Here is a 26,398-nt window from a genome sequence, read left to right as displayed (position 1 = left end):
CCCTTGTCGTACTGCTCCTGTCACTGCTGGGTAAACCCTGTCCCGGCCCGTGGTCGGGCCATGGCCAGGTGACTGCTCTAGAGGCGACCGTGATAGGCCGCGGCAAATATCTGCGCCGCACCCTCGCGGGTCAGGGGCAGCGGATTGCCTCCTGCGCAGGGGTCGACCACGGCCATGTCGGCGATCAGTCCAGCCTGGCGATCGTCCACCCCCAGTTCAACCAGGGTATGGGGCACGTCGATGTCCTTGCGCAACTTGAGGACGAAGGCCAGGAAGCTGTCGAACCCGGGAGCGGGCAGGCCCAGGTAGGCCGCCAGGCGGGTGATGCGCTCCTCGATGGCCGGGCGGTTGAACGCCAGGACATAGGGCATGAAAGTGGCGTTGGTCATGCCGTGGTGGGTGTCGTACAGCGCCCCCACCGGATGCGACAGTGCGTGCATGCCGCCCAGGCCTTTCTGGAAGGCTGTGGCGCCCATGGCGGCGGCCGCGAGCATGTTGGCGCGGGCTTCGAGGTCGGCGGGGGTGCGCACGGCACGGACCAGGGCCCCGGCCACCAGGCGTATGCCTTCTACTGCAATGCCGTCGGCCATCGGGTGGAAACCGGGGGCGCAGTAGGCTTCCAGGCAGTGGGCAAACGCATCCATGCCGGTGCCAGCGGTGATCTTGGCCGGCATGCCAACACTCAGGGCCGGGTCGCTGATGACCACCCGCGGGAGCATTTTCGGGTGGAAAATGATGCGCTTGGTGTGGCTGCGTTCATCGATGATCACCGCGGCCCGGCCGACTTCGGAGCCAGTCCCGGCGGTGGTGGGGACGGCAATGATTGGGGCGATGCGGCTGTCGTCGGCGCGGGTCCAGTAGTCGCCGATGTCTTCGAAGTCCCAGACCGGCCGGCTCTGACCGCTCATGAAGGCGATGAGCTTGCCCATGTCCAGGCCGCTGCCGCCGCCGAAGGCAATCACCCCGTCGTGCTGGCCGGTGCGCCAGGCCTGCAACCCACCCGCCAGGTTGGCTTCCACCGGGTTGGGCTTGAGGTCGCTGAACAGCGCCACGCCGAGGCCGGCGGCGCGCAGGGCGTCGACTACCGCCACCGTGATCGGTGCCCGTGCCAGGCCGCTGTCGGTGACCAGCAATGGGCGCTGGATGCCCTGGCTGCGACAGACATCGGCCAGCTCGGCAATGCGCCCGACACCGAAGCGCACGCTGGTGGGGTAGTTCCAGTTTCCCGTCAGGCTCATGGTTCAGATCTCGTGGCGCAGATGAAAGGATTTGGCGCGGGTCAGGTGTTCATAGCCCAGGCTCGACAGGGTGACGCCGCGCCCGCTGTTTTTCACCCCGGTCCAGGCCAGGGCCGGGTCCAGGTAATCGCAGCGGTTCATGAACAGGGTGCCGGTGTCGATCGCGTTGCCCAACTGTTCGGCAGCGGCCAGGTCCTGGGTCCAGAGCGAGGCGCTGAGGCCAAACTCGCTGTCGTTGATCAGGGCGAGGGCTTCTTCGTCGTTGCGCACCGGCATGATGCCCACCACCGGGCCAAAACTTTCGTCGCGCATCAGCGCCATCCGATGGCTGACATCCACCAGGACCTGGGGCGCGAGGTAAGCACTGCCTGGCACGTCGGCGGGAAAATCTTCGGGCTTGATCAAGGCCCGGGCACCCTGGGCCAGGGCCTGGGCGATTTGTCCACGGACCAGGTCCGCGGCTTGGGGGGTGACCATCGGACCCAGCGTGGTGGCTGGGTCCAGCGGGTTGCCCAGCACGTACTGGCGGGTCAGGGCGACAAACCGTTCGACGAAGGCGGGGAAGAGGCTGGCGGCGACATAAATGCGCTCGACAGCGCAACAGCTTTGCCCGGAGTTGAAAAAGCTGCCATCCACCAGGTTCTCCACCGCGTGGTCGAGGTTGGCGTCTGCGCGAACGTAGGCCGGGTCCTTGCCGCCGAGCTCCAGGCCGACGCCGAGGAAACCGTCGACGGCCGCCCGTTGCATGTCCTTGCCGCCGCCCACGGAGCCGGTGAAGTTGACCCGCTGGACCTGGCCGCCAGCGATCATCTGCGCGGTATCCAGGTGGCTGAGCAGCAGGTTGTGGAACAGCCCTTCGGGCAGGTTGGCGCGGCGAAAGGCCTCGGCGAAACGCTCGCCCACCAGCAGGGTTTGCGAGGCGTGTTTGAGGATCACGCTGTTGCCCGCCATCAGCGCCGGAATAATGCTATTCACGGCGGTCAGGTAGGGGTAGTTCCACGGCGCTACCACCAGCACCGTACCTAGCGGCTCGCGACTGATCCAACGGCGAAACCCGGCGCTCGGTTCCGGCTCGACCGCCGCCAATGCCTGCGGTGCCAGCGCGATCATGTGCCGGGCCCGTTCGGCAAAGCCGCGCAGCTCGCCCGCGCCAAAACGCACCGGACGGCCCATCTGCCAGGCCAGCTCCGGGACGATCTCGGCCTGCATCGCCAGCATCGCGTCCACGGCGGCGCTGCACAACGCCGCACGCTCGTCTAGCGAGCGGCGCTTCCACAGTGCCTGGGCGCTGGCGGCGCTCGCCAGGGCCTGCTCGATCTGCCCGGCATCGGCGCGCTGACGCTCGGCGTAGACCCGGCCGTCGACCGGGGAAATCAGTTGGATGGTCGAAGTCATGGCGGTCTCAATAGCGCTCGAAGCCGCGCTGCAATTCCCAGTCGGTAATGCGCCGGTCGTACTCTTTCTGCTCCCATTCGGCGGTGTGCACGTAATGGTCGATCACGTCGTCACCGAACGCTTCGCGCAACATGCCCGAGCCCTTGAGCGCGGCGCAGGCCTCGCGCAGGGTCTTGGAGACTTCCGGCAAATGACTGTCGACATAGGCATCGCCCTCGAAGGGCGCGGCCAGCTCGAGTTGCTCGTCGATCCCGGCCAGGCCTGCGGCGATCAGGGCGGCGAAGGCCAGGTAGGGATTGAGGTCGGCGCCGCCGATCCGGCATTCGATACGGATGGATTTGCTGCCCTCGGCGCACAGGCGAAAGCCGGCGGTACGGTTGTCCAGGCTCCAGACGGCACGCGTGGGCGCAAAGGTGCCGGCCTGGAAGCGCTTATAGGAGTTGATGTAGGGCGCAAGAAAACAGGTGATGTCGTTGGCGTACTTGAGCTGCCCGGCCACCCAGGCACGCATCAGTTTTGACATGCCGAACTCGGCCTTGGCTTCGAAGAACAGCGGCTTCTTGCCGTTTTTGTCCCACAGCGAATTGTGGATGTGGCTGCTGGAGCCGGCGGCGTCGTAGCGCCACTTGGCCATGAAGGTGATCGCCTTGCCTTGCAGTTGGGCGATCTCCTTGCAGGCGTGCTTGATGATGACGTGGTGGTCGGCCATGGTCAGGGCATCGGCGTAGCGGATGTTGATCTCTTCCTGCCCCGGGCCCCATTCACCCTTGGAGTTCTCCACGGGAATGCCCGAGGCCTGCAGGTGCTTGCGGATCGCCCGCAGTACCGGTTCCTCGCGGGTGGTCTGCAGGATGTTGTAGTCCTCGATGTAGTGCCCGGCGGTTTTTGACTGGTGGTAGTTGCGCTGGTGGATGGCCTCGTAGCTCTCGTCGAACAGGTAGAACTCCAGTTCCGAGGCGAACATGCCGGTGTAGCCGCGCTGGCGCAGGCGTTCGACCTGTTTCTTGAGGATCGCCCGCGGGCTGTGGGGCAGGTCCTGGCGGTGGTGATGGTCGAGTACGTCGCACAGCACCAGGGCCGTGCATTCCAGCCACGGCACGCGGCGCAGGGTGCTCATGTCGGGTTTGAGCACAAAGTCACCGTAGCCTTTGCTCCAGCTGGCGGCCGCGTACCCGGGCACCGGCTCCATGTCGATGTCGTCGGCCAACAGGTAATTGCAGCAGTGGGTTTCCTCGTGGCCGCTGTCGATGAAAAACTCGACCTGGAAGCGCTTGCCCACCAGGCGCCCCTGCATGTCGACCATGCACACCAGCACGGTATCGATTTCGCCATTGGCAGCGGCGCGCTTGAGTGCTTCGAAGCTTAGGAGGGGCTCGGTCATCACGGCAAATCCTGCGGCAAGGAGGAGGGCAGTCTGATCAGTCGTTGCAGACGCTCTCCAGAAAACCCCAAAACCTGCAGCATGAGCATCGTGTGCAATGAGCTGCTCAAAGCTTAGCTTACTGTCGCCAAGCGCAAGTCTGGCCGAGCAAAAGCTGGAAAAAACTGCCCGGGAACGCCGCTCATGGCCATTACTTATGAGCAAGTAGCTGTTTTCAAACAAATTTGTTAAAAAAAAGCTTCCCAGGTTCGAACAAACTTGGTAAATTTCCGCGCATTCTTGCACTGGCCTTTACCGGGTCGTCAGTCGTGCAAGGGTTCAGCAAGTGAGTGCCCAGCACTCGTCGCTACATCTGCAGGGGCGTCGCCAAGCGGTAAGGCAGCAGGTTTTGATCCTGCCATGCGTTGGTTCGAATCCAGCCGCCCCTGCCATTTTCCAAAGCAATCTGTCTCGTAAAATCTGCTGCGCCGGCCTGGGTCGTGACGCGGGTTTTTCCGTGCCTGGGATTTTTTTCCAGCGGATCACTCAGCGTGGGCGCGATGGGGCGGTAGACTGCGGGACTTTTTCCCCCTCAAGCAGGAGCACCCATGGCTAACCAAGACCTGACCTTCATCCCCGATCCGGACGCCGATTCGATCTCTTCCGACGTTGCCGGTTTCGCTGGCCTGCTGGTTTCCACCCAGATTCCTACTCGCGCCGATGGCAGCCTGGAGCTGGGTGATATCGAGTTGCAGAGCGAGTGCACCTTGCAGGCGCTGAAAGTCGCGCTGGAGAAGGCCGGCAGTTCCATGGACCGGGTGCTGCACCTGACCATCTACCTCACCGACATGGCCGACCGCGCCGCCTTCAACCAGGTGTACCAGCGCTTCTTCGCCAAGCCATGGCCAGTCCGCGCCGCCGTGGGCGTGGCCGCCCTGGCGGTTGAAGGGATGCGTGTGGAAGTCACCGCGATGGCCGCCAAGGCCTGAGTCGACGGGCTCGGACGGCGGCCTTGCCCAGGCAACGGCCGCCACCTGGCAGCACACGGGTGCCGCTCCGGCGATTCGCCGCTACAATGCGCACCTACCGTGACAAGTCGACTAAAAAAATATGTCCCTGCCTAAACATCATCTGGAATTACTCAGCCCCGCCCGCGATGTCGCCATTGCCCGCGAGGCCATTCTGCATGGCGCCGACGCCGTGTACATCGGTGGACCGAGCTTCGGTGCGCGGCATAACGCCTGCAACGAAGTGAGCGAAATCGCCGGCCTGGTGGAATTTGCCCGGCGCTACCATGCCCGGGTGTTCACCACCATCAACACCATCCTGCACGACAACGAGCTGGAGCCGGCGCGCAAGCTGATCCATCAGCTCTACGATGCCGGCGTCGACGCGCTGATCGTCCAGGACCTGGGGGTGATGGAGCTGGATATTCCGCCGATCGAGCTGCACGCCAGCACCCAGACCGACATCCGCACCCTGGCCCGGGCCAAGTTCCTCGACCAGGCCGGCTTCTCCCAGCTGGTGCTGGCGCGCGAGCTGAACCTGCAGGAGATCCGCGCGATTGCCGACGAGACTGACGCGGCGATCGAGTTCTTCATCCATGGCGCCTTGTGCGTGGCCTTTTCCGGCCAGTGCAACATTTCCCATGCGCAGAACGGCCGCAGCGCCAACCGGGGCGACTGCTCCCAGGCCTGCCGCCTGCCGTATACCCTCAAGGACGACCAGGGTCGTGTGGTCGCCTTCGAGAAGCATTTGCTGTCGATGAAGGACAACAACCAGAGCGCCAACATCCGCGCCCTGGTGGAAGCCGGCGTGCGCTCGTTCAAGATCGAGGGGCGCTACAAGGACATGGGCTACGTGAAGAACATCACGGCCTACTACCGCCAGCGCCTGGATGATGTGCTCGAAGACCGTCCGGACCTGGCCCGCGCTTCCAGCGGCCGCACCGCGCACTTCTTCCTGCCGGACCCGGAAAAGACTTTCCACCGTGGCAGCACCGACTACTTCGTCAGTGACCGCAAGATCGACATTGGCGCCTTCGACACGCCGACCTTTACCGGCCTGCCGGTGGGCATCGTCGAAAAAGTCGGCAAGCGCGATTTGCAAGTGGTCACGCAAGAGCCGCTGTCCAACGGCGACGGCCTCAACGTGCTGATCAAGCGTGAAGTGGTGGGCTTTCGAGCCAACATCGCCGAGGCCAAGGGCGAGTTCGAGGAAGACGGCGAGAAGCGCTACCGCTATCGCGTCGAGCCCAACGAGATGCCGGCGGACTTGTACAAGGCCCGGCCAAATCACCCGCTCAATCGCAATCTCGACCACAACTGGCAGCAAGCCCTGCTCAAGACCTCCGCCGAACGCCGGGTGGGCGTTGACTGGCACGTGCAGCTGCGTGAAGAGCGCCTGGAGCTGACGGCCACCAGCGAGGAGGGCATCAGTGCCAGCGTCGCCCTTGAAGGCCCGTTCGGCGTCGCCAACAAACCCGAGCAGGCCCTGGAGCAACTGCGCGATCTGCTCGGTCAACTGGGCACCACCCAGTATCACGCCGCAGCGATCAAGCTGGATGCGCCCCAGGCCTACTTCATCCCCAACTCCCAGCTCAAGGCGGTGCGCCGCGACGTCATCGAAGCCCTGACCGCAGCCCGGGTCGAGGCCCATCCCAGGGGTGGACGCAAAGCCGAGACCAGTCCGCCGCCGGTGTACCCGGAGTCCCACCTGTCGTTCCTGGCCAACGTCTACAACCAGAAAGCCCGGGACTTCTATCATCGCCATGGGGTCAAGCTGATCGACGCGGCCTTCGAGGCCCACGAGGAGACCGGCGAGGTGCCGGTGATGATCACCAAGCACTGCCTGCGGTTCTCCTTCAACCTGTGCCCGAAACAGGCCAAGGGCGTCACCGGCGTGCGCACCAAGGTCGCGCCGATGCAACTGATCCACGGCGACGAAGTGCTGACCCTGAAGTTCGACTGCAAACCCTGCGAGATGCACGTGGTCGGCAAGATCAAGGGCCACATCCTCGACCTGCCGCAGCCGGGCAGTGGCGTGCAACAGCAGGTAGTCGGGCACATCAGCCCGGCGGACCTGCTCAAGACCATCGTCCGCGCCCCGCACTGAATGCCGGGCGCACGCGATGCCAAGGCGTCGCGTTCGCCTGTCGGGCAAAGAAGGGGCAGGTTCACTTCGAGATACACCTCTCGGCGGCCTGCTGCTCCAAGTCAGCAGTTGACGGTGTAAGATGCCCAACAAATATCCACCATCGAGGTTGCCATGACCGGGATATCCCTGATCCTGCCGGAAGACCTATCAAACTCCCTCGCCGATCTGGCCAAGACCAACGGGCAAAGCGCGAGCTATCTCGCGATGGACGTTCTTCGCGATTACATCGCGCATGAGCGTGCGCTGACTGCACAGATCGAATTGGCGGTAAAAGAAGCCGACGAGGGCAAATTTGCCACTGAGGACCAGGTAGCAGCGATGCGTGCTCGTCGCTGGAGCCGTAGTGCGGGTTGAGTGGCTGGAAAGAGCCCTGAAGAACCTGGAAGACGAAGCTAGCTACATTGCCCTTGAAAATCCCAAGGCTGCCAACGACTTTTCCGATGCTGTCTTCGCCAGTGTAGAAAAACTGGCCCGGTTTCCAGCCATGGGCCGTGAAGGCCGGGTCAAAAACACACGTGAATGGGCTGTGCCCAACTGGTCCTATCTCATTCCCTATCGAATACGCGATGAACGCCTTCAAGTTCTTGGCGTATTCCACACACGACAGCGCCCACGTTCCGAGTGGTGATGTTGGCGAAATCTGATCCGTCTCGTCACTCCTTCGTCGCTACCGCGCTCAAGTAATCCTGCCCATCCTAGAGTGTTATCTGTTGATTGCGTCCCCGCTATGCAGCACCCAGGATAAGAGCTGCTACGCTTGAACCATTAGCTTTGGCGCTTTCTAGCCTACCGCCGCACCTGTCTTCTGCGGGCTGATGGAACAGTCGAATTATCAGGTCCTGTGCCCAAGCGAATCAGACTTCGTTGAGCGTAGGAGGGCACATGCCCCCGCCAAAAAGCAGGCCTGCCGCCGGCAATCCAGAGCCGTCGGATGACACCGGTGACGAACGAGTCTTTCAGTCGCGCAAGGAGCGGCTGTACGCCGGTGCGTTATTGCGCGAGCGTCTGCCCCATGGCCAACACGCCCAGTGGAAGCCCGCCCGCAAGCAGCGTAACGCCATCGAGCTGCTCGAAGAATCCAACCGCTATCGACTGCCCAACCTGGTGCCGGTGCGCTACGGCCGCATGCTGCGCAGCCCTTTCACCTTCTTGCGCGGCTCTGCCGGGTTGATGGCCCATGACCTGGCGGCTACCCCGACGACCGGCATCCAGGTCCAGGCCTGCGGCGATTGCCACCTGATGAACTTCGGCTTGTTCGCCACCCCCGAGCGCAACCTGATTTTCGACATCAACGACTTTGACGAAACCCTGCCCGCGCCCTGGGAGTGGGATGTCAAACGCCTGGCGATCAGCTTTGCCGTGGCCGCGCGCGACAACGACCTCGGCGACAAAGAAGCGCGAGCCATTGCCGCCGGTTGCGTGGGCGCCTACCGCGAGCACCTGCGCAGGTTTTCCAGGATGAACCCGATGGACGTCTGGTACGACTGCCTGGACGCGCAAACGATCATCGACATGGCGCCCAATGCGCAGATCAAGAAAATCCGCGAGCAAGTGGTCGCCAAGGCCCGGATGCGGGTCGGCGATTACCTCTACCCCAAGATCAGCGGTGAAGTCGGCGGGCGCCGGCGCCTGATCGATCAACCGCCGATCCTGTTTCATGTGTATGAAAAGGGTTTCATGCGCAACGTCCAACTGACGCTGCAGGACTATCGGCTGTCACTGCCCCATGAGCGGCGCGTGCTGTTCGATCGTTACCGCCTGGAAGACATTGCGGTCAAGGCGGTGGGCATCGGGAGCGTCGGTACCTACTGTTTTGTCGGCCTGTTCTTTTCCGCGGAAAATCACCCGTTGCTCCTGCAGTTCAAGGAGGCCTGTCCCTCGGTCCTGGCGCCCTATGCCGGCAAGAGCAACTACGACAACCACGGTCAGCGAGTGGTCACCGGGCAGCGCCTGATGCAGTCCTCCAGCGATATCTTCCTGGGCTGGACCCGCAGCCAGAACGGTCGCTGTTTTTTTGTCCGGCAGTTGCGTGACATGAAAATGTCCGCGCCGATTGAAGGCGTATCCGCCGCGCGGATGAAAATGTACGCCCAGTGGTGCGGCCTGACCCTGGCCCGCGCCCACGCCAAATCCGGCGATGCGGCGCTCATCAGTGGTTACTTGGGCAAGACCGACTCCTTCGACCAGGCCATCGGCAAATTTGCCATCGCCTATGCCGATCAGAATGCCGCCGACCATGGCACGCTGCTGGCCGCCGAAAAATCCGGGCGGATCATCGCGTTGCGAGAAGAGGAGTGAGGCGCGGCGCTGATGTCGCACCAGGCCCGAGCAGGAGATAACCATGCGCAAACTTATCGTTGCCGCGTTCATCAGCCTGGATGGGGTGATGCAAGCCCCCGGCGGGCCACAGGAAGATACCTGCGGCGGCTTCCGCTATGGCGGCTGGATCGTGCCTTATGCCGACCCGGTTTCCGGCCTGGCGATACAGGCACTGTTTTCCCAGCCGTTCGAATTGCTGCTGGGGCGCCGGACCTACGACATCTTCGCGGCCTATTGGCCGCAGTACAGCCAGGCCGATGCCGATCACCGCACTATCGCCGAGCTGTTCAACAGCGTGCCCAAACATGTAGCCACCCATCACCCCGAGACCCTGGCCTGGCACAACAGCCATGGATTGCAGGGCAACCTGACGGAGTCGATACGCGCGCTCAAGCAGGAGCAGGGCGCTCAACTGTTGACCCAGGGCAGTGGTGATCTGGTGCGCCAACTGCTGGTGGCAGGCCTGGTGGACGAACTGCGGCTGATGATATTTCCGATCCTGCTGGGCAAGGGCAAGCGCCTGTTCGACCACAGCGCCCAAGCGGCGGCTTTCACCCTGGTGGAGTCCAGCAGCACCCCCGGCGGCGTGCTGCTGACCCGTTATGTGTACTGCGGTGAGGTGCGCACGGGAACCTTTGACGAGCCCGGCCCAGGCGGCTAAGCGCGTTACTCTTGGTCCGGCCCGACTTCCTTCCAGCTGTCATCCGGGTCAAAGACGGTCATCCCCTGGGCCAGCTTCTCGCTGTCCGGTCCCAGGTCTTTTTCGAACACCTGGCCTTCATGGCTGATCATGAAGCTCATCACCCCGGTGTCGGCGTATTTTGCCGGCCAGGCGATCAGGGCAAACCCCCGGCTCATCTTGTCGCCGATCAGGTAGCTGTAGGCACCGCCCGGGGCCGAGGGTCCCTGGCCATGCAGGATGCGGAAGTGATAACCGTGCCAATCCTCGCCGGCAACGGTCTTGCCGAAGGAGGGGCCCAGCGGGCTGATCTGGCCGCTGTCGTCGTCTGCCCAATAGAGCCCGTCATGCAGGCCCGGGTGGCTGAAGAGGTTTTGCGCATACTCCAGGGCACCATCGCCGTCACGGTCGATTGAGGCATATTCCATCTGCGCATCGTGATAGGCCAGCGCCGCCTGTACCGCAGAGAGTTCGTTGCGGCCTATGCGCCGGGCCCGGACTTCGGCGCCGCCGGCCTTGATGTCGAAGCGCCAACCGTTGGCGCTTTTGACCAGGGGGATCGGCAGCGTCCAGTGGTTGCTGCCGACCGACAGCAGCGCCTTGCCGTCGCTGGTTTGCTCGATCTGATGCTGTTCGTGGTACTGCTTGATGAACGCATCGACATCCTGGCGTTCGGCACCTTCACGCGGGATGAAACTACGCCACTCATTGCCCAGCAACGCCGTCAGGCGCTCGTGGTCGGCGTGTTTGCTGCCCAACGCTTCGACGAACGACTGGGCGGCCTGTTCAGGCGTGGCAAATTCCTGCTGGGCGCTGGCCAGGCACGACCAGGCCAGGCCGACAGTCAGCCCCAGGGCGTGCAGGAGCCGGCCGGTGAGTGGCTTGCTGCGAGGATGGTTATTCAACGACGGCTCCCCCGTTGGCGCGCGGGTGCGCTGGATGGTCGACTGATTTGATGGCCAGCGGCTCGCGAGGCGCTCGGGCGCTGCGCGGAGACTTGGCTGGCACGGCCACGATTGGCCTGGGCATTGACCTGGGACGGTGAGCGCGCGCCGGCGAAGGCATTGTTGCGCGTCGCGCCCTGAGTGGCGGCCGGGCGTTTTTGTGTGGTTTGGCGCGCCTGCGCGGGGCGCTGGTCGCGCTGGTTGACCTGCGGGTTGTGCTGGCGCGGCTGCTGATTGTCGCGGGTGGTCCGGGGCGTGCCCTGGCTGCGGTCCGTGGTCCGTGGCCGCTCGTTACTCGCTTGCATGCGGTTGCCCGCCGAGGCACCGGACTGGGCTTCGCGCACCCGGTCCCGGGCTTCGCGGTTGCTGGTGGCGGGGCGTTCGATACCGTGCTTGTCCATCGAGCTACGGGCGTTTTCCCGAGCCTGGGCGCGCTGGGCGTTGTCCCCGCGGTAGGCCTCACGCTGAGTGGCACCGTCCAGTTGGCGACCGTATTGCTGGCGGCTGCGGTTGTCGCGATAGGGCACGCCATTGCGGTGCGCGGAGTTGTGCTGCCACTTGTTCTGATTGTTGCTGATGCGGTTGTTGGCATTGATGTTGTTGTAGCGATCGACGTCGATGTCGATATCGTTGTCGTCCCAGTCACATTCGCCCCACAACGCCCCGACGATCGCCACGCCGGTGCCGAACGCCAACCCGGCCATCAGCGCCGAACCCGGGTAATAGGCGGGCGGCGGCGGATAGTAGGCCGGTGGCGAGGCCGGGTAGGGCCAGGTGCCGTAGGTGGTGGTCGGGTTGTAGGTGGGTACGTACACCACCTGCGGGTCGGCGGGCTGGATGATGATGGTCGAGGTGCTGCTGGCCGGGGCGGGCGCCGAACTGCTGGAGCTGGCGGCTGGAGCCGGGGCAGCGGCCTGGACCGTGACGTTCTGGTACTGGTTGCTCTGCAGGTTACCGGCGGTTTGCGCCTGGCGGCGCAAGCGTTGCACGCCTTCCATGACGTCGTCGGGCTGCGCCAGGAAGGCATCCCCCAGGCGTTGGACCCAGACCGGATCCTGGCCCAGCGTGACCATGACCTGGGGAAACGCGACCAGCGCCTGCACGCTCGGGTCCCACGGCTGGCTCGCCACCTGCTTGACCGCGTCATCGCCCTTGGCGTCCGGGTGGGCCTTGGACCAGGTCACCGCCTCGGCGATTTCCCCGGGGTAGGTGCTGGCCATCAGCAGTTGGGCCAGCAGGGGGTCGGGATACAGGGCAATAGGCGCCAGCATCTGGTCGAGCTGTTCCTGGGTAAACACCGGGTCCTTGGCCGCTGCCGTGACCGGCGCTGGCGCAGTGGTGCTGGCGGGTGGAGTGGCGGCCGGCGCTACGCTTTGTGCCTGGCTGGCCGCTGCACTGACAAAAAGGACGGCTGAGAACGCGTAAATTAATGGAATGCGCATTGCAACTCCATGGGCTCAGGCAGGTTGAGAGGGGTGATTCAAAACCAGGGAAGTGTCAGCCGACTGTGCAAGCCGCAGGCGTCGGTGTCGATGCCGTTCGCTAATAGTAGCAAAGGTTAAAAAACTGCCAGGAAACTCCCGTTCTTTTCCGCACGCAACGGTTCGGCAAGTGCGCAAAACTGCAACTACGCTTTCCAGCGCCAGGCTGGAAATGCCGCCTGGGGATGCCAATGTCTGGCGAGGGAGCGGCCTGCGATGAATAGCCAACCGAGTCATTACACCCGTGCGACCTTGCTGGTGGTCGACGACACGCCCGATAACCTGTTGCTGATGACCGACCTGCTCAAGGATCGCTATCGGGTCAAGGTCGCCAATAGCGGGGAAAAAGCCTTGCGCCTGCTCCAGGGTGACTCGCTGCCGGACCTGATCCTGCTGGACGTGATGATGCCTGGGCTGTCCGGGCATGAAGTGGCCAGGCGACTCAAGGACGATCCTCATACCCGCGAGATTCCGATCATTTTCCTCACCGCCATGGCCGGCACCGAGGACGAGATCCATGGCCTGGAACTGGGCGCGGTCGACTACATCACCAAGCCGATCAGGCCGGCACTGGTGCTGGCGCGGGTCGACACCCAGCTCAAGCTGAAGGCGGCGGCCGACTTCCTGCGTGATCACAACGACTACCTCGAACAGGAAGTGCAGCGTCGCACCCGCGAGGTGGTCGCTATCCAGGACGTAGCGATCCAGGCCATGGCCTCCCTGGCGGAGACGCGCGACAACGAAACCGGCAACCACATCCGCCGCACCCAGCACTACGTCAAGGTGCTGGCCGAACATCTGCAGGATCACCCGCGTTTCCGGCACTTTCTCAGCGTGGCGACCATCGAGTTGCTGTTCAAGTCGGCGCCCCTGCACGACATTGGCAAGGTCGGCATTCCCGACCATATCCTGCTCAAGCCGGGACGCTTTAGCGCAGAGGAATTCGAGATCATGAAGAGCCACACCACCCTTGGGCGTGACGCCATCCAGCGCGCCGAGGACCAGTTGGGCATACGCGCCGAGTTCCTCAGCCTGGCCAAGGAGATCGCCTACAGCCACCAGGAAAAATGGGATGGCAGCGGTTACCCCCAGGGGCTGGTGGCGGACGCTATCCCCATCAGCGCCCGGTTGATGGCAGTGGCCGACGTCTATGACGCGCTCATAAGCCGGCGTGTGTATAAGGCGGGGATGCCCCATGAGCAGGCTGTCGAGATCATCACTCAGGGGCGCGGCAGCCACTTCGACCCGGACATCTGCGATGCCTTCCTGGCCTGCTGTGAACAGTTCCAGGAGATCGCCCAGCGTTTCGCCGATACCGACCAGGACATGGCCGTGCAGTTGGCGGCCCTGCAACGCAGCGGGCAGACGCCTTGAACCCGCGCGTGCGGGGCTTTTTCGATCAGGTCCACGAGGATAGGTAATGGCTGGATTTCGCACCCTGCTCGAGCGTCTCGCGCTGCTGCACAAACTGCTCCTGGGATTCGCCGCGCTGCTGCTGTTGGTGCTGGTGCTCGGCGTGCAAAGCCTGCGCACTCAGCAATCGCTGAAGCAGGACATGCAAAACCTCTATCTGCAGGAACTGGTCGGCATGGAGTACCTGCATGAAGCGCGGGTGCAACTGCCCCATTTGATGCAAACCCTGCAGCGGGCGGTGGGCACCGACAGTGCGCAGATCCGCGTCGAAGCCCTGCAGCAGTTGGCTGACAACCGGCAACGCCTGCAATTGGCCCTGGCCCAGGCCAAGGTCACCCTTAAGCGCCCGGAGAACCTCGCGCGCCTGGCCGAGATCGACCTGATGCTGCAACAGTTGCAGCGCTACAGCGAACAGGCTTTTGTGTTGATCGACCAGGGTCGGCAGAGTCAGGCGCTATTGCTGCTTAACAGCAGCGAGTTTCAGAGGATCGCCCGGCAGGCCGACAGTCATTTGTACGGTATTGCGCAAATCAAGGAAGCCTCGATTCGCGACACGGCCAAGGGCATAGTCGAGTACGCCGAACGCAGCACCTTGCTGACCTACACCCTGCTGTTCGGTGGCCTGTCGTTGGCGTTGTTGCTGTCGTGGCTGGCCAGCCAGTCGATCCGCAATCCGTTGAATCGGGTACGGGTGGCGGTCGATCAGTTGGCCGCCGGACAGCTCGACCAGCCGATCCCCCACACCGACCTGAACAATGAAACCGGGGACCTGGCGCGGGCCATCGCCCAACTGCAGACCGAGTCCCAGCAACTGGAGCGCCAGCGCTGGATCAAGGGCCATATCGCCCAATTGCAGATCGACCTGCAGCAGGCCGACACCCCGGACGAACTGGCGCAGGTATTCCTGCTGCACATCGCGGGCCTGCACGGCATCTGCCAGGCGGTGCTGTACAGCGCCCAGGAAGACGCCGCCACGCTGCAGCTGATGGGCGGTTATGCCACCGATTCCGAGCACCCACCCAAGGACCAGGTGCCATTCGGCGACGGCCTGTTGGGTCAGTGTGCGCTGGATCGCCAGGTGCGGCAGTTGCAGGCGTTGCCGCAACAGTACTGGCGGTTGCACTCGCCGCTGGGCGAGGTAGCGGCCAGTTGCCTGTTGCTGCAACCGATCGTGCATGGCGAGCGCCTGCTGGGGGTATTCGAGCTGGCCAGCCTGCAGCCTTTGGACGAGCGTGAATGGCTACTGTTGCAGGAGGCCACGCCACGACTGGCCGCCGCGATGGCGATCATGGAGCGCAACCAGGCGGTCAAGACCCTGTTGGCGCAAACCCGGCGCCAGGCCAGCGAAGTGGCGCAACAGGCGCTGCAACTGGAGGCCCAGGCCCAGGCGCTGGAAACCCAGCAAGGGGCACTGCGCGCCACCGAAGCCTGGTATCGCGGCATCATCGAAGCGGCACCCGATGGCATGCTGGTAGTGGACGATGGCGGGCACATCCTGAGGACCAACCGTCAGCTGGATCAACTGTTCGGCTACGCCCCCGGCGAGCTGATCGGCGCGGCCATCGAGCGTCTGGTGCCGCTGGCCAGTCGCGGCCGTCACGTGGCGCTGCGCGACGGTTTCATCGGCCACGGCGACACCCGGCAGATGGGCGCCAACCTCGAAGACCTGCAAGGCGTGCGCAAGGACGGCAGCCTGTTTTCCGCCGAGATCAGTCTGTCACGCTTGCCCAGCCTGGAAGGGAGCGGCATGTGTGTGTGCGCCTCGGTACGCGATGTCAGCGAGCGCCGGCAACTGCAGGCGGCGCTCAAGGCCAGCGAGATCCAGTTGCGCGCGGTCCTCGACAGCAGCCCGGTGGCCATGCTGATCAAAGACGCCGATGGCCGCCCGACCTACAGCAATCCGCAATTCGACCGCTTGTTCGCCAGCCAGCTTGGGCAACTGCAGGGCAGCGACCTGAGCCAATTCTGGGTCGAGCCCGAGGCCCATCAACGGTTTCTCGCCGAGGTGGCGCAAGGGGCGGTGCTCAACTTCGAGGCCAGCCTGCAGCGCACCGACGGTGAGCGTTTCGAGGTGCTGGTGTCGAGCGTCACCCTGACCCAGGGGGAGCGGGGCATGGGGGCCAACTGGTACTTCGATATCACCGATCGCAAGATCGCCGAGGCCCAGGTGCAGCGCGCGCGCGAGACGGCAGAGGAGGCGACCCGGGCCAAGAGCGACTTCCTGGCGACCATGAGCCACGAGATCCGCACCCCGATGAACGCCATCATCGGCATGAGCCACCTGGCCTTGCGCACCGAGCTCGACCATCGCCAGCGCAACTACATCGAAAAGGTCCATCGCTCGGCGGAAAGCCTGCTGGGGATCATCAACGATATCCTCGACTTCTCCCGGATCGAGGCTGGCAAGATGCACCTGGAACAGATTCCCTTCCATCTCGAAGACGTGCTCGACGGCTTCGCCAACATGATTGGCCTCAAGGCCGAGGACAAAGGCCTGGAACTGCTGTTCAGCATCGCCGCCGAACTGCCCACCGGGTTGATCGGCGATCCGTTGCGCCTCGGCCAGGTGCTGGTCAACCTGGGCAATAACGCGACCAAGTTCACCGAGCAGGGCGAAATCGTGCTCGGCGTGGAGCAGCGCGGTGGTGAGGAAGGCCAGGCGCAGCTGCATTTCTGGGTGCGGGACAGCGGCATCGGCATGAGTACCGAACAGTGCTCGCGCCTGTTCCAGCCCTTCAGTCAGGCAGACAGTTCCACCACCCGCAAATACGGCGGTACCGGCCTGGGCCTGGCGATTTCCCGGCATCTGGTGGAACTGATGGGCGGCGAGATATGGGTCGAGAGCGAGCCGGGCCAGGGCTCGACCTTTCACTTCGAGGTCAGCCTGGGGCTGCAGCGCGAGAGCCATGTGCGGCGCATGCTGACCGCCGAGGAATTGCTCGGCTGCCGGGTGTTGGTGGTCGATGACAACGCCAGCGCGCGGGAAATCCTCTCGACCATGGCTCGCAGTTTTGGTGTCGAAGTCGATGTCGCGCAGAGCGGCCGGACGGCCCTGGCCAAGCTGGTGGACGCCGAAGCCCGGATGCTGCCCTACGACCTGGTGCTGATGGACTGGCGCATGCCCGGCATGGATGGCGTGGAGACGGTGCTGCAGATGCATGCCGCCCAACTGGCACAAACTCCGTCGGTGATCATGGTCACCGCCTTTGGCCGCGAAGAAGCCCGCGAAGAAGCCAGCCGCCACGGTATTCAATTGCCGGTGGTGCTGACCAAGCCGGTGACCCCCTCGACCTTGCTCGAAGCGCTGGGCACGGTTCTCGGCAAGGCGCCCCAGGTCGACACCCGGGCCAACGAGCGCTCCGGCCAAAGCGCCAGCGCCATTGCCAGCCTGCGTGGCGCGCGGGTGCTGCTGGTGGAAGACAACGAACTGAACCGCGAGCTGGCGTGTGAGTTGCTCGAGAGCGCCGGGATCGAACTGTGCCTGGCCGTCCACGGCGCCGAGGCGCTGGAGCAATTGCAGCGCGACTCAGACTTCGACGGCGTGCTGATGGACTGCCAGATGCCAGTGATGGACGGCTACACCGCCACCGGCAAAATCCGCGAGCAGCCGCGCTGGGCCGACCTGCCGGTGATCGCCATGACCGCCGACGCCATGGCGGGCGACCGCGAGCGGGCGCTGGCCTGCGGCATGAACGACCACATCAGCAAACCGCTGAACATTGACGACATGTTCGCCACCCTGGCCAAGTGGATACACCCACGTCCAGGGCGCGGCGCCCCTGCCGCCGAGGTGGCCGCGGCCAATGCAACGACCAGCAGCCTGCCCGCCAGCCTGCCCGGGATCGACCTGCACGCCGGCCTCGCCACCTGCATGGGCAAGACCGACCTCTACCTGCGCCTGCTGGGTAAATTCAACGCCAGCCAACAAGGCTTTGACGGCCAATTCCGCAGCGCGCGAACCCAGGCCGATCCAGCGGCGCCAGCCAGACTCGCCCACACCTTGCGCGGCACCGCCGGCAACATCGGCGCCACCGCCCTGGCCCAAGCCGCCGGTGCCCTGGAGCAAGCGTGCCTGCAAGGCGCCAGCGAACCGGACCTGGCCGAACGCCTGGCGGCCGTCGAACAGCACCTGACCCCGCTGCTGGCCGGCTTGTCGCAGCTAAACGAGGCACCGGTAATCGACGTCCCCCCACTGGACAGCGAATGGCACACCCAACTGGCCCACGTCCGCGACCTACTGGCCGAAAGCGACGCCCAAGCCCTGAGCGCCTTGCACACCCTGCAAGGACTGGCATCAGGCCCACGAGTGGCCGAACAGTTAAATCAAGTGATGCAACAAGCCCAATCCTACGACTTCGACCAAGCCCTGGAGCTCCTGGAAAACCTGTCCTGACCAACTGACGGAGATAGAGCAGGGCGCCAAATCACTATAATCCACACCCCCCAACGCTAAGCTATCCTCAGCACCCCGGAGCCCCACCCAAAAAGGATCAACATGACACTAACGGCCAAAACCCTGCTCGAGGTCGCACTGGCCAACCCAGTCAACGCACTCATCACCGCCCGCCTGCCCGCACTCGGCCTGGACCAATGCATGCTCACCGCCGGCTGCCTGTTCCAGGCCATCTGGAACCAACAGGCCCAACGCCCCCTGGACTGGGGCGTAAAGGACTATGACATCTTCTACTTCGGCCCAGACCTGTCCTGGGAAGCCGAAGACCAGGTCATCCAGGCCGGCCGCCAACTGTTCCAGGACCTCGACGTCAACATCGAATTGAAGAACCAGGCCCGCGTCCACCTGTGGTACCGCCAGCGATTCGGCAGCGACTATCCGCAATTGCACTCAACCCGGGACGGCGTCGACCGCTACCTGATCGCCGGTACCTGCATCGGCCTGGACATCACCACCGGCGAACTCTACGCCCCCCATGGCCTGGCCGACACGCAGCAGGGGCTACTGCGGATCAACCGGAAGAACCCCAAGCCCGAGTTGTTTGCCCAGAAGGCACAGAGTTACCAGCAGCGCTGGCCTTGGCTGAAGGTTGTGGATTACTGCTCTTGAGAACGAGGCGAATCAAGGTGCTGCATCAACCTTGCTGGCGACCACTGGAACCTCAGGCCGCTTGGCCCCGGCTTCCATGGCCGCCACCAGATCCTTGGCACCCAAACCCCATTTGCTGATGACCTTGAAGGCATCAGTGAAGGACACATCCAGCGGATGCACGCGGCTTGCTTCCAGCACATAGATGGCGCCGGCCAATGGCGTGGGCACCGAAGGGACGAAGATCGTATAGCGGCCGTCCTCGAACACTTCAATGATGAACGCCGGGACCAGCGCATCTTCGATTTCGACCAAGGCCGGCTTCCAGACGTTTTGCCGGCTATCACCCGCCACTTGCTGGGTCAGGCTGCGGAACAGGCTGTAGCCGGGGATTTTTTCAAACACCGCCCGTTCTGCCCGCGCACGGGTGCGCTCGCCCAAACCGGTACGCAGGGCGGCGCCAATGAAAAAGCAGATCAACAACACCAGGATCAACGATAACAACTGCTCGGCAGGCAGCCATTCCGGCAACAGTTGGGAGAAGGGTCGCACCAGTTGTCCCAGCGACTTCATGCCCTTGAGCAGCACCAGGATCGCGAGGTAAATCGGGACGATAACCAGCAGACCAGCAAGTACCCGTTTGGCGAAGTATCCGAGCGCCGTCTTCATATGCACTGCCCCTGTCGGGATTGGCGGAATAGGGCCGCGCCCCTTGATCGCCCCCTGCAGTTGTTGTGCGCGGCGCTCCAATCAACACGCCGCGCAGCTCCAACATAACCGAAGGATCAACCTGTCCTGGCCCCACAGCGAAGTGCGGGGGTGAGATCTACGCAATCAGTACTTGATGTCCCGCGCAGTGTCGCGCGTGTCTTGCTTGGTATCGCGCTTGTCCTGACGGCAATTGGCGCGACTCTTTTCGTCACCTTCCTTGCAGGCCTCCTTGGTCTCCCGAGAAGCATCACGCCCCTCCTGCTTGGTATCGCGCGACTCCTGCCGCTGGTCAGCCTGATCGGTAGCGAAAGCCAGTGTCGGCACCCAGGAGCCGCCAACTGCAAGGGCCAGGGCGGTGAGGGCGGTTAGATAGTACTTGCGGATCATGAGCATTCTCCTCGCACTGAATCTAATCAGTGCTTGCCCCGATCTCTGTATCACACGCGGTTAACTGGGGCTGTTGGGCCGCGTGAATTTAAAGGTGCTCTGAGGGATTTAACGATAGGACGAGATGGGGGGTTGTACAAGGTGGGGGGTTTCCGTTTGTCGTGGTGGGCGGGAAACGGTCGATTCTGTTGAAAAAGTCGGCCATGGTTTGCGCATCAGAAAAGTACGCGTCCGAGATTGAAATCTTTACTTTTGGCAGGGGCTTCCGGACTCGGATTTCACGTAGCAGCGTGCAAAAAAGGCGTTTTCACCAGTCAATGATCAGGCAGTTTGGGCTGACCGACTTTTTCAACAGAATCGGGAAAAAGTGGTCGGAAAAAATATTTTATGGGCCCCTTACACTCGTCGCCACAGACAAAGGTGTAGGATTCGTCTGGAAATACACGTGGAAATTTCCCGTGCGATTGATATTTATGGATACTGAAGCGCGTAGCACCAAACTGCTATTATGCGCCATAAGTTGCACACTGAAATGTGGATAACCCTGTGAATAAACCTCTACAGCGCACGCACTTAAACATTCACAGGCAAGTGCGCAAGAAGTTGCGCAGCATTGCGCAACTTCTTGCGCACTTTTATTGATAATTTCTATGTTAGGCGCTAGCCAAATCTACGGCTTTAAATCAATGCCGTTGATAAATAAGGAATTTAATATTGTTGGCATAAACCTTGATGATTGTTTTGGAACCTGCAGCGCAAACATGCCTGTGGGTCCCTATATTCTCAGCAAGGAGAGCATCCATGGCTACGCCAGCATATATGTCTATCACGGGTACCAAACAGGGCCTGATCACCGCCGGTGCCTTCACCGCTGACTCGGTCGGCAACACTTACCAGGAAGGTCATGAAGGCCAGGTCATGGTTCAGGGCTTCAACCACGAAGTGATCATTCCTCGCGATCCGCAATCGGGCCAACCGACCGGCCAACGCGTTCACAAGCCTGTCAAAATCACCAAAGTGTTTGACAAGTCCTCGCCGCTGCTGCTGGCAGCACTGACTTCCGGCGAGCGCCTGACTGAGATCACCATCCAGTGGTATCGCACCTCGGCAGCGGGTACTCAAGAGCACTACTACACCACCAAGCTCGAAGACGCGATCATCGTTGATATCAAGGACTACATGCATAACTGCCAGGACCCGGCGAACTCGCACTTCACGCATCTGGAAGACGTTGAGTTCACCTACCGCAAAATCACCTGGACCCACGAAGTGTCTGGCACCTCTGGTTCTGATGACTGGCGCACCCCAGTCGCAGGCTGAAACTGACTAGCTGTTTCGCGGCATCGACCGTTTCTAACGGTTGATGCCGTTTATTACGCCTAAGGTGGGCGTCGCGTTTTGTCTCCTCTCTCAGCTAAGGATAAGCGTATGTTCGCGCCGGCCAATGCTGCGCACTTCACGTTACTGATCCCCTCTGTTCGTAACGATTTCAAGGTGCTGGCCTTCAAGGGCACTGAAGCCATCAGCAGCTTGTATGCGATCCAGATTGAACTCGTCAGTGAGTCCCCTGATTTCGATCTGGAGAGCCTGCTCAGTCAGCCGGCTTTTCTCCAGTTTGGTCTGAATGGGGAAGGTATTCATGGGCGTAGCTAGCAGCAGCCACACCCGTGTAGGGCAAACGGTGGTAATCGAGGCTGGTCAACAAGTCCACCTCAAGGCCGGCGCTCATCTGATCCTGGACGCAGGGGCCAGCATCACCTTGAAAGGCGGTGGCCAGCATATCGTGATTGGCCCTGGCGGTATTTTCAGCAGTACCGAGATTCAAATAGGTGGCGCCCCAATAGGAGGAACTGCGGCCAATCCAATATTGCCGGGGGCATTGACTGCGCTAATAGCTCCTGCCGCGCTCCCGCCTATGATTGCCCCTTCCCAGTACGCCCTGATGGCCATCTCGAAAGTTAAAAGCCCTGATTTCTGCCCGATCTGCGAGGCCTGCAAAAATGGTGTTTGTCTGATTGAAGGAGCTACAGCATGACCAACATGTCTCCTCAACAATGGATGATCGAACAACACCAATTCGGACATTCTTTGTGCCTGATTCTGGACTCTGAGGACGAACGCCAAACACGTCAGGCTCTGCTGGATTCTCAAGACGCTGACCAGTATTGCAGTGTGTACAGCGAGACACCGGTCGCAGACCTGGCGGATGCAGGGCCCTTCATGTTTCTGATCGAAAATCCGGAAGACGGACAACTGAACGAGTTGCTCAAGGCCCCTGAAAGAAACTGGGGATGGCTTGCCAGTATTCCACTTGAGGCAGGGTTACAGGAGCTGGTCAAACATTGGCGTGAACGTCTGATTGTCGGGACGAGACCGTATCAGGCGCTCTATCGTTTCCATGACAACCGAGTATTGACCCGCGCACTGAAACACTTAGCCACTGAGGCTATTGCGGGGTACTTGGGGCCAATTATCAGCGTCTGCTACTGGCAAGGTCAGCACTGGGAAACGCTCAGTAACCCCGCACCGGGTAACCACCCCGCTCCTGAAAGCCCTGCATGGTGCGAGATTCCCGTTGAGGGCGATCAGTCCGCGCACATACGCGAGGTCAATGCCCGTCGCTACTTGTTGGCTGAACATCTGGATGCCTACGCTCTAATTGCTGAGCAGCAAGACCCCGATCTATGGCTCAGCACTCAGTTGGCCTTGGCTGACACTTGGGGTTGGCAAGCGCCGGAGCAACTGGAGTTCTTGTTGATCCAGAGCTTAAAGGACTCAGACGGTAACTTTGCAGAGCGCTGGAAGGCCCGCCCTGATGAAACACCGGCAGCTCATTTCGAGCGGGTTTATCAGGCAACACAATTTTGGCAAGGAGATGCCCCGCTATGACACAAACACTTAAAACTCTGCTCTTGGGCGGCTGCATGGTCTTTACAGCCGGGTGCGCCGCGGGGAAACAGGAGAGTTTTAACCTTACAGCTGATCTGCCATCAGACTTCACTTATGAAGCGCTAGCCAAATACGCACCCACCCCGGAAGAGACCTGTACGGTTATAAAAACCGATGTCGGCTACAATCAAAGGTGGCGCCTAGATAACAAAGAAAGATACAGGCTCGACTATGAAATACCATTATATCGCGTTGTTGAGGGCTGCCGACTGGCACTCTACCGCATAGAACTTGGCATCTACGGAGCTTACGGGGAAGACCGTGGAGATTTCGGCAAAGATTCAGCAATGATGATTGTTAGAGAGCAGCTGGACGAAAAACTGAAAGAGCAATACAAGGGCGAGTTTGATGCCGCTGGAGAAAGTGCCATAAATGGTCAGTGCCAATGGCTGTTCCGTACCCAAGGGCCAAAGCGTCGTCTCTCGAAAGGACTGGACTGCAAAAAATTTGACGATCAAGGCAGGGTGACGAAGAGACGCCCCATTGCAGCTTACACCTTGGATCAACTACCGGGTAAAACCGTGAAGTTGAAGATCAAGCTGGCTGATGAGGAACAGCCCGGCTGGGGAGACACTTGGGTCAAGGTTCCTAATGGCTGGAAGCGTTGCATAGGGGAAGGCCCCGAAGATCAACGCGGTTACTGTAATGGGAATTATAAAGACTTCAGCAGCTTCAAAATGCCAGATGGCCGCGACTGTACCATTTACCCAGGCTGTACCGAATAAGGACGTCACTCAATGAGTACTTTGGATGAAGAGCTGAAGCACCCGCTAAACAGCCGTATGTTTACCTGTCCTGCTCAAGGCAAATGGTCCAGTTTTCAGTTAGTTGATGAAATGGGTGAAGGACAACCTTACGCTGGTCTTGCCTATGAGGTTGTTGATGCGGAGGGCCATACATACAAAGGTAAACTTGACGCCACTGGCACAGGCGAAGTTGAGAACCACTTTGCGGGCCCAATAGCATTAATTCTTGCAAGTGAATATGTCGGCACAACCATTCCCTATAAAGATTTAAAGCAGCGAAAACACTACCCACTGCCAATAACCGAACTCCAAGTTCGCGCCGAGCAAACGCGTTATTTTCATAACGATGGCTCGCGTACCCAAAGCAATCCCGCGCAAGCCTGTGCAGATTTTTTCTGCCAAGTCGAAGTTCGTCATTTGGTCGACCATGTCGCGCATTTACCGCCCGAAGTCGAGAACTACTACCCGCCCAATCAGGGATGGGCCAAGCTGATGCGCGAGCATGGCAAGCGCGGTGTCTGCCTGCTTCCCAACAAGCACAATGTGCTGGAAGTACGCCCTTTACGGGCCCTACGTCCGATGCTCTCCACTGACTCGCAGTTCTGTGCGTTGAATCTGTATCAGCTCGCCATTATGGCCACCTTGAGCTACAACCCCTTTGGTCAAGAGCCTGATAAGGCGCCGATCAGAGACAAAAAAGTAAGTTTCCCGCAAAAACCAAGCGTGGGTAACTGGTTTGGTGATGCTCTGGGGAAGTTCGATGAAATATGGAAAGCCGACCCCGCCCAATCCAAGGCGTACTACCCACTATACGAAGATGTACCGTACTCCAAGCGTCTGGAAGTAGTGCCGTTTGATCCAGAGCTCTATCCATCGAATGATCCTGCGTTAGGCACGGACCAAGAAACCCCCGAAAGCATTCATTTTCTTGATGATCGAGGCCAGAAAGTTGATACCGACACCCAAGCGTTTATCACTCATAACGATGAGTTGGTCCTGATTTCCGTACGCGGCACTAACGAAAAGTTTGCTGATGGTCTGAGAGATGCCGATGCTCTCCAAGTCCCCTTCGAGCAAGGTACAGGCAAGGATAAGGGTAAAGTTCACCGAGGGGTCTATGAGGCAGCACTGAAAGTCTACGAGCTCACGGTCAATTATCTCGAGAAGTTCTACACTGGCCAGAAGCTGATCATTTGCGGCCACAGCTTGGGCGGGGCAATCACCTTGCTGCTCTCAGTGATGCTGCGTCGTAGAAAAGATTTCAACTATGACATCGTGCTGTACACCTACGGTGCCCCGAGAGCTGCTGACGCTACCTTTGTAAAAGGGGCTGCTGACTTAGTGCATTACCGCATGGTCAACCATAACGACCCAGTGCCGAGCGTGCCTGGAACATGGATGAACACCAAGACCTCGGTCTATGCGACAGGGGCAGCCTTAACCTTCGTAAACGTTCCAGCGGGGCTCGCAGTTTTTGCTGCGGGTATTACCAACCTGAGCGGTGAACCCTATGAGCACCACGGCAAGTTGCGCCACTTCTTTCCGGTGGAGCTTGGAGGCAAAGAAAAATCTTCGATCCTCTGGGAGCCTGGTTGCGACACCATTACCCAGCACGCCGCCTGCTCGTTGGCTGTCCAGCAAATCAATGGCCTCCCCAACCGCCCCGGTTTGATTTCTCAGGCTTTTCATGGTGGCAATCACTCAATGGTGGGGGGCTATATTCCCAACTGCTGGGCCGCTCTTAAGCGCGCGCAGGAATCGCTGAAGCTCAAGAGCTCGGTGGTCACCGACCGTGAGTTCGATTTCGTAGATGGTGCTCTGACACGAATTACCGACCAGTTGCGCAGTAAACGCAATGACTTACGGGGTCGTGGTGACAAATATCGTGAAACCCACGAACCTGCAGTTGATGCATTTAACCGAGAGGTCGATAAAGTGCAAGAGACCCGCGACCGATTAGCGACCGTGCATAAGGAAAAGGTTGACGCAGCGAAGGTCTACGGTTTGCTTTCACAAGATGCCGAAGCACTGGCAAAAAACTTGCTTCGCTGGCAGGCCCACCCTGAAAACAGAGTAGCTGAACAACTGGCCATGGCGCCCACCGCAGTAGAAAGCGACCATGAATTATTCGCGTCCATATTAGGTCGCCCAATCGGCGCACCACACACACTTGATATTGATTCAATCGTCTGAAACAGAACGGTAGCAGGCAACGCTTCGAAATGGTTGCCAGCAAGATATCCGGCAGGTTATCTAAAGCTTCAGGAGTCCTTCAAGAACGTCTGCTAGCGCTTCTACGGGATTCCCTGAGCCGTAGTTATCATAGGCAACTCCTGTAGCGTGCCTCACATACGCCTACTTCAATTTGTAGTCGTGCTGATCGAGTTCAAGTAGCTTGATGGACGATGATTCCAAACTGAAAACGGACCTTAGTATTTCCAGTCGAAACCTGGTCCATCATTGGGACAAGGCAGGGGCGCCGGCACAGATACCGGGTTAATTGGTGACTCGGGGCCGGCTTGCGAGAAGGTTACGCAAGGAGGTCAGCAATTGGCCGTTAGCTGCCTCCCCACCGATCT

Annotated in this window: 21 protein-coding genes, 1 tRNA gene and 1 pseudogene; 16 read left to right on the top strand and 7 right to left on the bottom strand. The window is 61.0% G+C overall.

The window, feature by feature from the left end:
* Window positions 1-77: 77 nt before the first annotated feature.
* Genes QMK50_RS03350 through QMK50_RS03340 form a run of 3 tightly spaced genes read right to left on the bottom strand, consistent with a single transcriptional unit; the run spans window position 78 to window position 4,014 of the window.
* Entirely contained in the window at window positions 78-1,238 is a 1,161-nt protein-coding gene (locus tag QMK50_RS03350; RefSeq protein WP_320332541.1) for an iron-containing alcohol dehydrogenase, read from the bottom strand.
* Window positions 1,239-1,241: 3 nt separating this feature from the next.
* Window positions 1,242-2,633 carry an aldehyde dehydrogenase family protein gene (locus QMK50_RS03345; RefSeq protein WP_320332540.1) on the bottom strand — a complete coding sequence of 464 codons (1,392 nt, stop codon included), beginning with the start codon at window positions 2,631-2,633 and terminating at the stop codon, window positions 1,242-1,244.
* A 7-nt stretch (window positions 2,634-2,640) separates the two neighbouring features.
* Window positions 2,641-4,014, bottom strand: coding sequence for a glutamine synthetase family protein (locus tag QMK50_RS03340; protein ID WP_320332539.1), 1,374 nt, complete (start codon window positions 4,012-4,014; stop codon window positions 2,641-2,643).
* Window positions 4,015-4,370: 356 nt separating this feature from the next.
* Between QMK50_RS03340 and QMK50_RS03335 the strand changes: the two genes are divergently transcribed.
* From QMK50_RS03335 to QMK50_RS03305, 7 genes are all read left to right on the top strand, one after another.
* A tRNA-Gln gene (locus QMK50_RS03335) sits at window positions 4,371-4,445 on the top strand.
* 156 nt (window positions 4,446-4,601) lie between these two features.
* Window positions 4,602-4,982, top strand: a complete 381-nt coding sequence (locus QMK50_RS03330) for a RidA family protein (RefSeq protein WP_095171602.1) — start codon at window positions 4,602-4,604, stop codon at window positions 4,980-4,982.
* A 121-nt stretch (window positions 4,983-5,103) separates the two neighbouring features.
* Window positions 5,104-7,107 (top strand): U32 family peptidase, encoded by a 2,004-nt coding sequence (locus QMK50_RS03325; RefSeq protein WP_320332538.1) that lies wholly within the window; start codon window positions 5,104-5,106, stop codon window positions 7,105-7,107.
* A 153-nt stretch (window positions 7,108-7,260) separates the two neighbouring features.
* Window positions 7,261-7,503, top strand: a complete 243-nt coding sequence (locus QMK50_RS03320) for a CopG family ribbon-helix-helix protein (RefSeq protein WP_095171606.1) — start codon at window positions 7,261-7,263, stop codon at window positions 7,501-7,503.
* The gene (locus tag QMK50_RS03315) at window positions 7,493-7,777 is read left to right on the top strand and encodes a type II toxin-antitoxin system RelE/ParE family toxin (protein ID WP_320332537.1); all 285 of its coding nucleotides are present in this window, start codon (window positions 7,493-7,495) and stop codon (window positions 7,775-7,777) included. The genes QMK50_RS03320 and QMK50_RS03315 overlap by 11 nt, the downstream gene beginning before the upstream one ends.
* A gap of 254 nt (window positions 7,778-8,031) precedes the next feature.
* Window positions 8,032-9,447: a DUF2252 domain-containing protein gene (locus tag QMK50_RS03310; protein ID WP_413787289.1), complete on the top strand. Its 1,416-nt coding sequence runs from the start codon at window positions 8,032-8,034 to the stop codon at window positions 9,445-9,447.
* A gap of 43 nt (window positions 9,448-9,490) precedes the next feature.
* Entirely contained in the window at window positions 9,491-10,129 is a 639-nt protein-coding gene (locus QMK50_RS03305) for a dihydrofolate reductase family protein (RefSeq protein ID WP_159996727.1), read from the top strand.
* Between the two features lie 5 nt (window positions 10,130-10,134).
* On the opposite strand, the gene QMK50_RS03300 is transcribed toward QMK50_RS03305, so the two are convergent.
* Both QMK50_RS03300 and QMK50_RS03295 read right to left on the bottom strand, forming a co-directional pair.
* Window positions 10,135-11,010, bottom strand: a complete 876-nt coding sequence (locus tag QMK50_RS03300) for a DUF2950 domain-containing protein (RefSeq protein WP_320334488.1) — start codon at window positions 11,008-11,010, stop codon at window positions 10,135-10,137.
* Window positions 11,011-11,048: 38 nt separating this feature from the next.
* Window positions 11,049-12,533: a DUF3300 domain-containing protein gene (locus QMK50_RS03295; RefSeq protein ID WP_320332536.1), complete on the bottom strand. Its 1,485-nt coding sequence runs from the start codon at window positions 12,531-12,533 to the stop codon at window positions 11,049-11,051.
* Window positions 12,534-12,788: 255 nt separating this feature from the next.
* Between QMK50_RS03295 and QMK50_RS03290 the strand changes: the two genes are divergently transcribed.
* The 3 genes from QMK50_RS03290 (at window position 12,789) to QMK50_RS03280 (ending at window position 19,047) form a co-directional block, all read left to right on the top strand.
* Window positions 12,789-13,946, top strand: a complete 1,158-nt coding sequence (locus QMK50_RS03290; RefSeq protein ID WP_159996723.1) for a two-component system response regulator — start codon at window positions 12,789-12,791, stop codon at window positions 13,944-13,946.
* A 46-nt stretch (window positions 13,947-13,992) separates the two neighbouring features.
* A complete protein-coding gene (locus QMK50_RS03285) occupies window positions 13,993-18,378 on the top strand; it encodes a response regulator (protein ID WP_320332535.1) in 4,386 nt (1,461 codons plus the stop codon).
* Between the two features lie 102 nt (window positions 18,379-18,480).
* On the top strand, window positions 18,481-19,047 hold the full coding sequence (locus QMK50_RS03280) for a nucleotidyltransferase family protein (RefSeq protein WP_320332534.1): 567 nt from the start codon (window positions 18,481-18,483) through the stop codon (window positions 19,045-19,047).
* 12 nt (window positions 19,048-19,059) lie between these two features.
* Here QMK50_RS03280 and QMK50_RS03275 read toward each other — a convergent pair whose 3' ends face one another.
* Together QMK50_RS03275 and QMK50_RS03270 are read right to left on the bottom strand one after the other, a co-directional pair.
* Window positions 19,060-19,695 (bottom strand): DUF502 domain-containing protein, encoded by a 636-nt coding sequence (locus QMK50_RS03275; protein ID WP_095171621.1) that lies wholly within the window; start codon window positions 19,693-19,695, stop codon window positions 19,060-19,062.
* A 165-nt stretch (window positions 19,696-19,860) separates the two neighbouring features.
* Window positions 19,861-20,124, bottom strand: coding sequence for a hypothetical protein (locus QMK50_RS03270; protein ID WP_320332533.1), 264 nt, complete (start codon window positions 20,122-20,124; stop codon window positions 19,861-19,863).
* 801 nt (window positions 20,125-20,925) lie between these two features.
* Between QMK50_RS03270 and QMK50_RS03265 the strand changes: the two genes are divergently transcribed.
* The 6 genes and pseudogenes from QMK50_RS03265 (at window position 20,926) to QMK50_RS03240 (ending at window position 26,012) form a co-directional block, all read left to right on the top strand.
* Window positions 20,926-21,444, top strand: coding sequence for an Hcp family type VI secretion system effector (locus QMK50_RS03265; RefSeq protein WP_320332532.1), 519 nt, complete (start codon window positions 20,926-20,928; stop codon window positions 21,442-21,444).
* Between the two features lie 108 nt (window positions 21,445-21,552).
* Window positions 21,553-21,768, top strand: a pseudogene (locus QMK50_RS03260) (type VI secretion system tip protein VgrG); the annotation flags it as partial.
* Entirely contained in the window at window positions 21,764-22,159 is a 396-nt protein-coding gene (locus QMK50_RS03255) for a hypothetical protein (RefSeq protein WP_320332531.1), read from the top strand. The pseudogene QMK50_RS03260 and the gene QMK50_RS03255, both read left to right, overlap by 5 nt.
* Window positions 22,156-23,013, top strand: coding sequence for a DUF4123 domain-containing protein (locus tag QMK50_RS03250; protein ID WP_320332530.1), 858 nt, complete (start codon window positions 22,156-22,158; stop codon window positions 23,011-23,013). Before QMK50_RS03255 ends, QMK50_RS03250 begins: the two co-directional genes overlap by 4 nt.
* A complete protein-coding gene (locus QMK50_RS03245) occupies window positions 23,010-23,798 on the top strand; it encodes a hypothetical protein (RefSeq protein WP_320332529.1) in 789 nt (262 codons plus the stop codon). The genes QMK50_RS03250 and QMK50_RS03245 overlap by 4 nt, the downstream gene beginning before the upstream one ends.
* 12 nt (window positions 23,799-23,810) lie before the next feature.
* The gene (locus tag QMK50_RS03240) at window positions 23,811-26,012 is read left to right on the top strand and encodes a lipase family protein (RefSeq protein ID WP_320332528.1); all 2,202 of its coding nucleotides are present in this window, start codon (window positions 23,811-23,813) and stop codon (window positions 26,010-26,012) included.
* Window positions 26,013-26,398: the final 386 nt, after the last annotated feature.

The sequence above is a fragment of the Pseudomonas sp. P5_152 genome (genome assembly GCF_033989915.1).
GTDB lineage: Bacteria > Pseudomonadota > Gammaproteobacteria > Pseudomonadales > Pseudomonadaceae > Aquipseudomonas.
The sequence above is the reverse complement of the archived record's forward strand: the minus strand, read 5'-3'. Positions and strand labels throughout refer to the sequence as shown.

Bases quoted from the DNA above. Each gene is read 5' to 3' on its own strand.
- QMK50_RS03275 (WP_095171621.1), bottom strand. From the start codon at position 19,695: ATGAAGACGGCGCTCGGATACTTCGCCAAACGGGTACTTGCTGGTCTG.
- QMK50_RS03270 (WP_320332533.1), bottom strand. From the start codon at position 20,124: ATGATCCGCAAGTACTATCTAACCGCCCTCACCGCCCTGGCCCTTGCA.
- QMK50_RS03290 (WP_159996723.1), top strand. From the start codon at position 12,789: ATGAATAGCCAACCGAGTCATTACACCCGTGCGACCTTGCTGGTGGTC.
- QMK50_RS03305 (WP_159996727.1), top strand. From the start codon at position 9,491: ATGCGCAAACTTATCGTTGCCGCGTTCATCAGCCTGGATGGGGTGATG.
- QMK50_RS03350 (WP_320332541.1), bottom strand. From the start codon at position 1,238: ATGAGCCTGACGGGAAACTGGAACTACCCCACCAGCGTGCGCTTCGGT.
- QMK50_RS03255 (WP_320332531.1), top strand. From the start codon at position 21,764: ATGGGCGTAGCTAGCAGCAGCCACACCCGTGTAGGGCAAACGGTGGTA.
- QMK50_RS03265 (WP_320332532.1), top strand. From the start codon at position 20,926: ATGGCTACGCCAGCATATATGTCTATCACGGGTACCAAACAGGGCCTG.
- QMK50_RS03345 (WP_320332540.1), bottom strand. From the start codon at position 2,633: ATGACTTCGACCATCCAACTGATTTCCCCGGTCGACGGCCGGGTCTAC.
- QMK50_RS03330 (WP_095171602.1), top strand. From the start codon at position 4,602: ATGGCTAACCAAGACCTGACCTTCATCCCCGATCCGGACGCCGATTCG.
- QMK50_RS03325 (WP_320332538.1), top strand. From the start codon at position 5,104: ATGTCCCTGCCTAAACATCATCTGGAATTACTCAGCCCCGCCCGCGAT.
- QMK50_RS03285 (WP_320332535.1), top strand. From the start codon at position 13,993: ATGGCTGGATTTCGCACCCTGCTCGAGCGTCTCGCGCTGCTGCACAAA.
- QMK50_RS03320 (WP_095171606.1), top strand. From the start codon at position 7,261: ATGACCGGGATATCCCTGATCCTGCCGGAAGACCTATCAAACTCCCTC.
- QMK50_RS03280 (WP_320332534.1), top strand. From the start codon at position 18,481: ATGACACTAACGGCCAAAACCCTGCTCGAGGTCGCACTGGCCAACCCA.
- QMK50_RS03310 (WP_413787289.1), top strand. From the start codon at position 8,032: ATGCCCCCGCCAAAAAGCAGGCCTGCCGCCGGCAATCCAGAGCCGTCG.
- QMK50_RS03340 (WP_320332539.1), bottom strand. From the start codon at position 4,014: ATGACCGAGCCCCTCCTAAGCTTCGAAGCACTCAAGCGCGCCGCTGCC.
- QMK50_RS03240 (WP_320332528.1), top strand. From the start codon at position 23,811: ATGAGTACTTTGGATGAAGAGCTGAAGCACCCGCTAAACAGCCGTATG.
- QMK50_RS03295 (WP_320332536.1), bottom strand. From the start codon at position 12,533: ATGCGCATTCCATTAATTTACGCGTTCTCAGCCGTCCTTTTTGTCAGT.
- QMK50_RS03245 (WP_320332529.1), top strand. From the start codon at position 23,010: ATGACACAAACACTTAAAACTCTGCTCTTGGGCGGCTGCATGGTCTTT.
- QMK50_RS03250 (WP_320332530.1), top strand. From the start codon at position 22,156: ATGACCAACATGTCTCCTCAACAATGGATGATCGAACAACACCAATTC.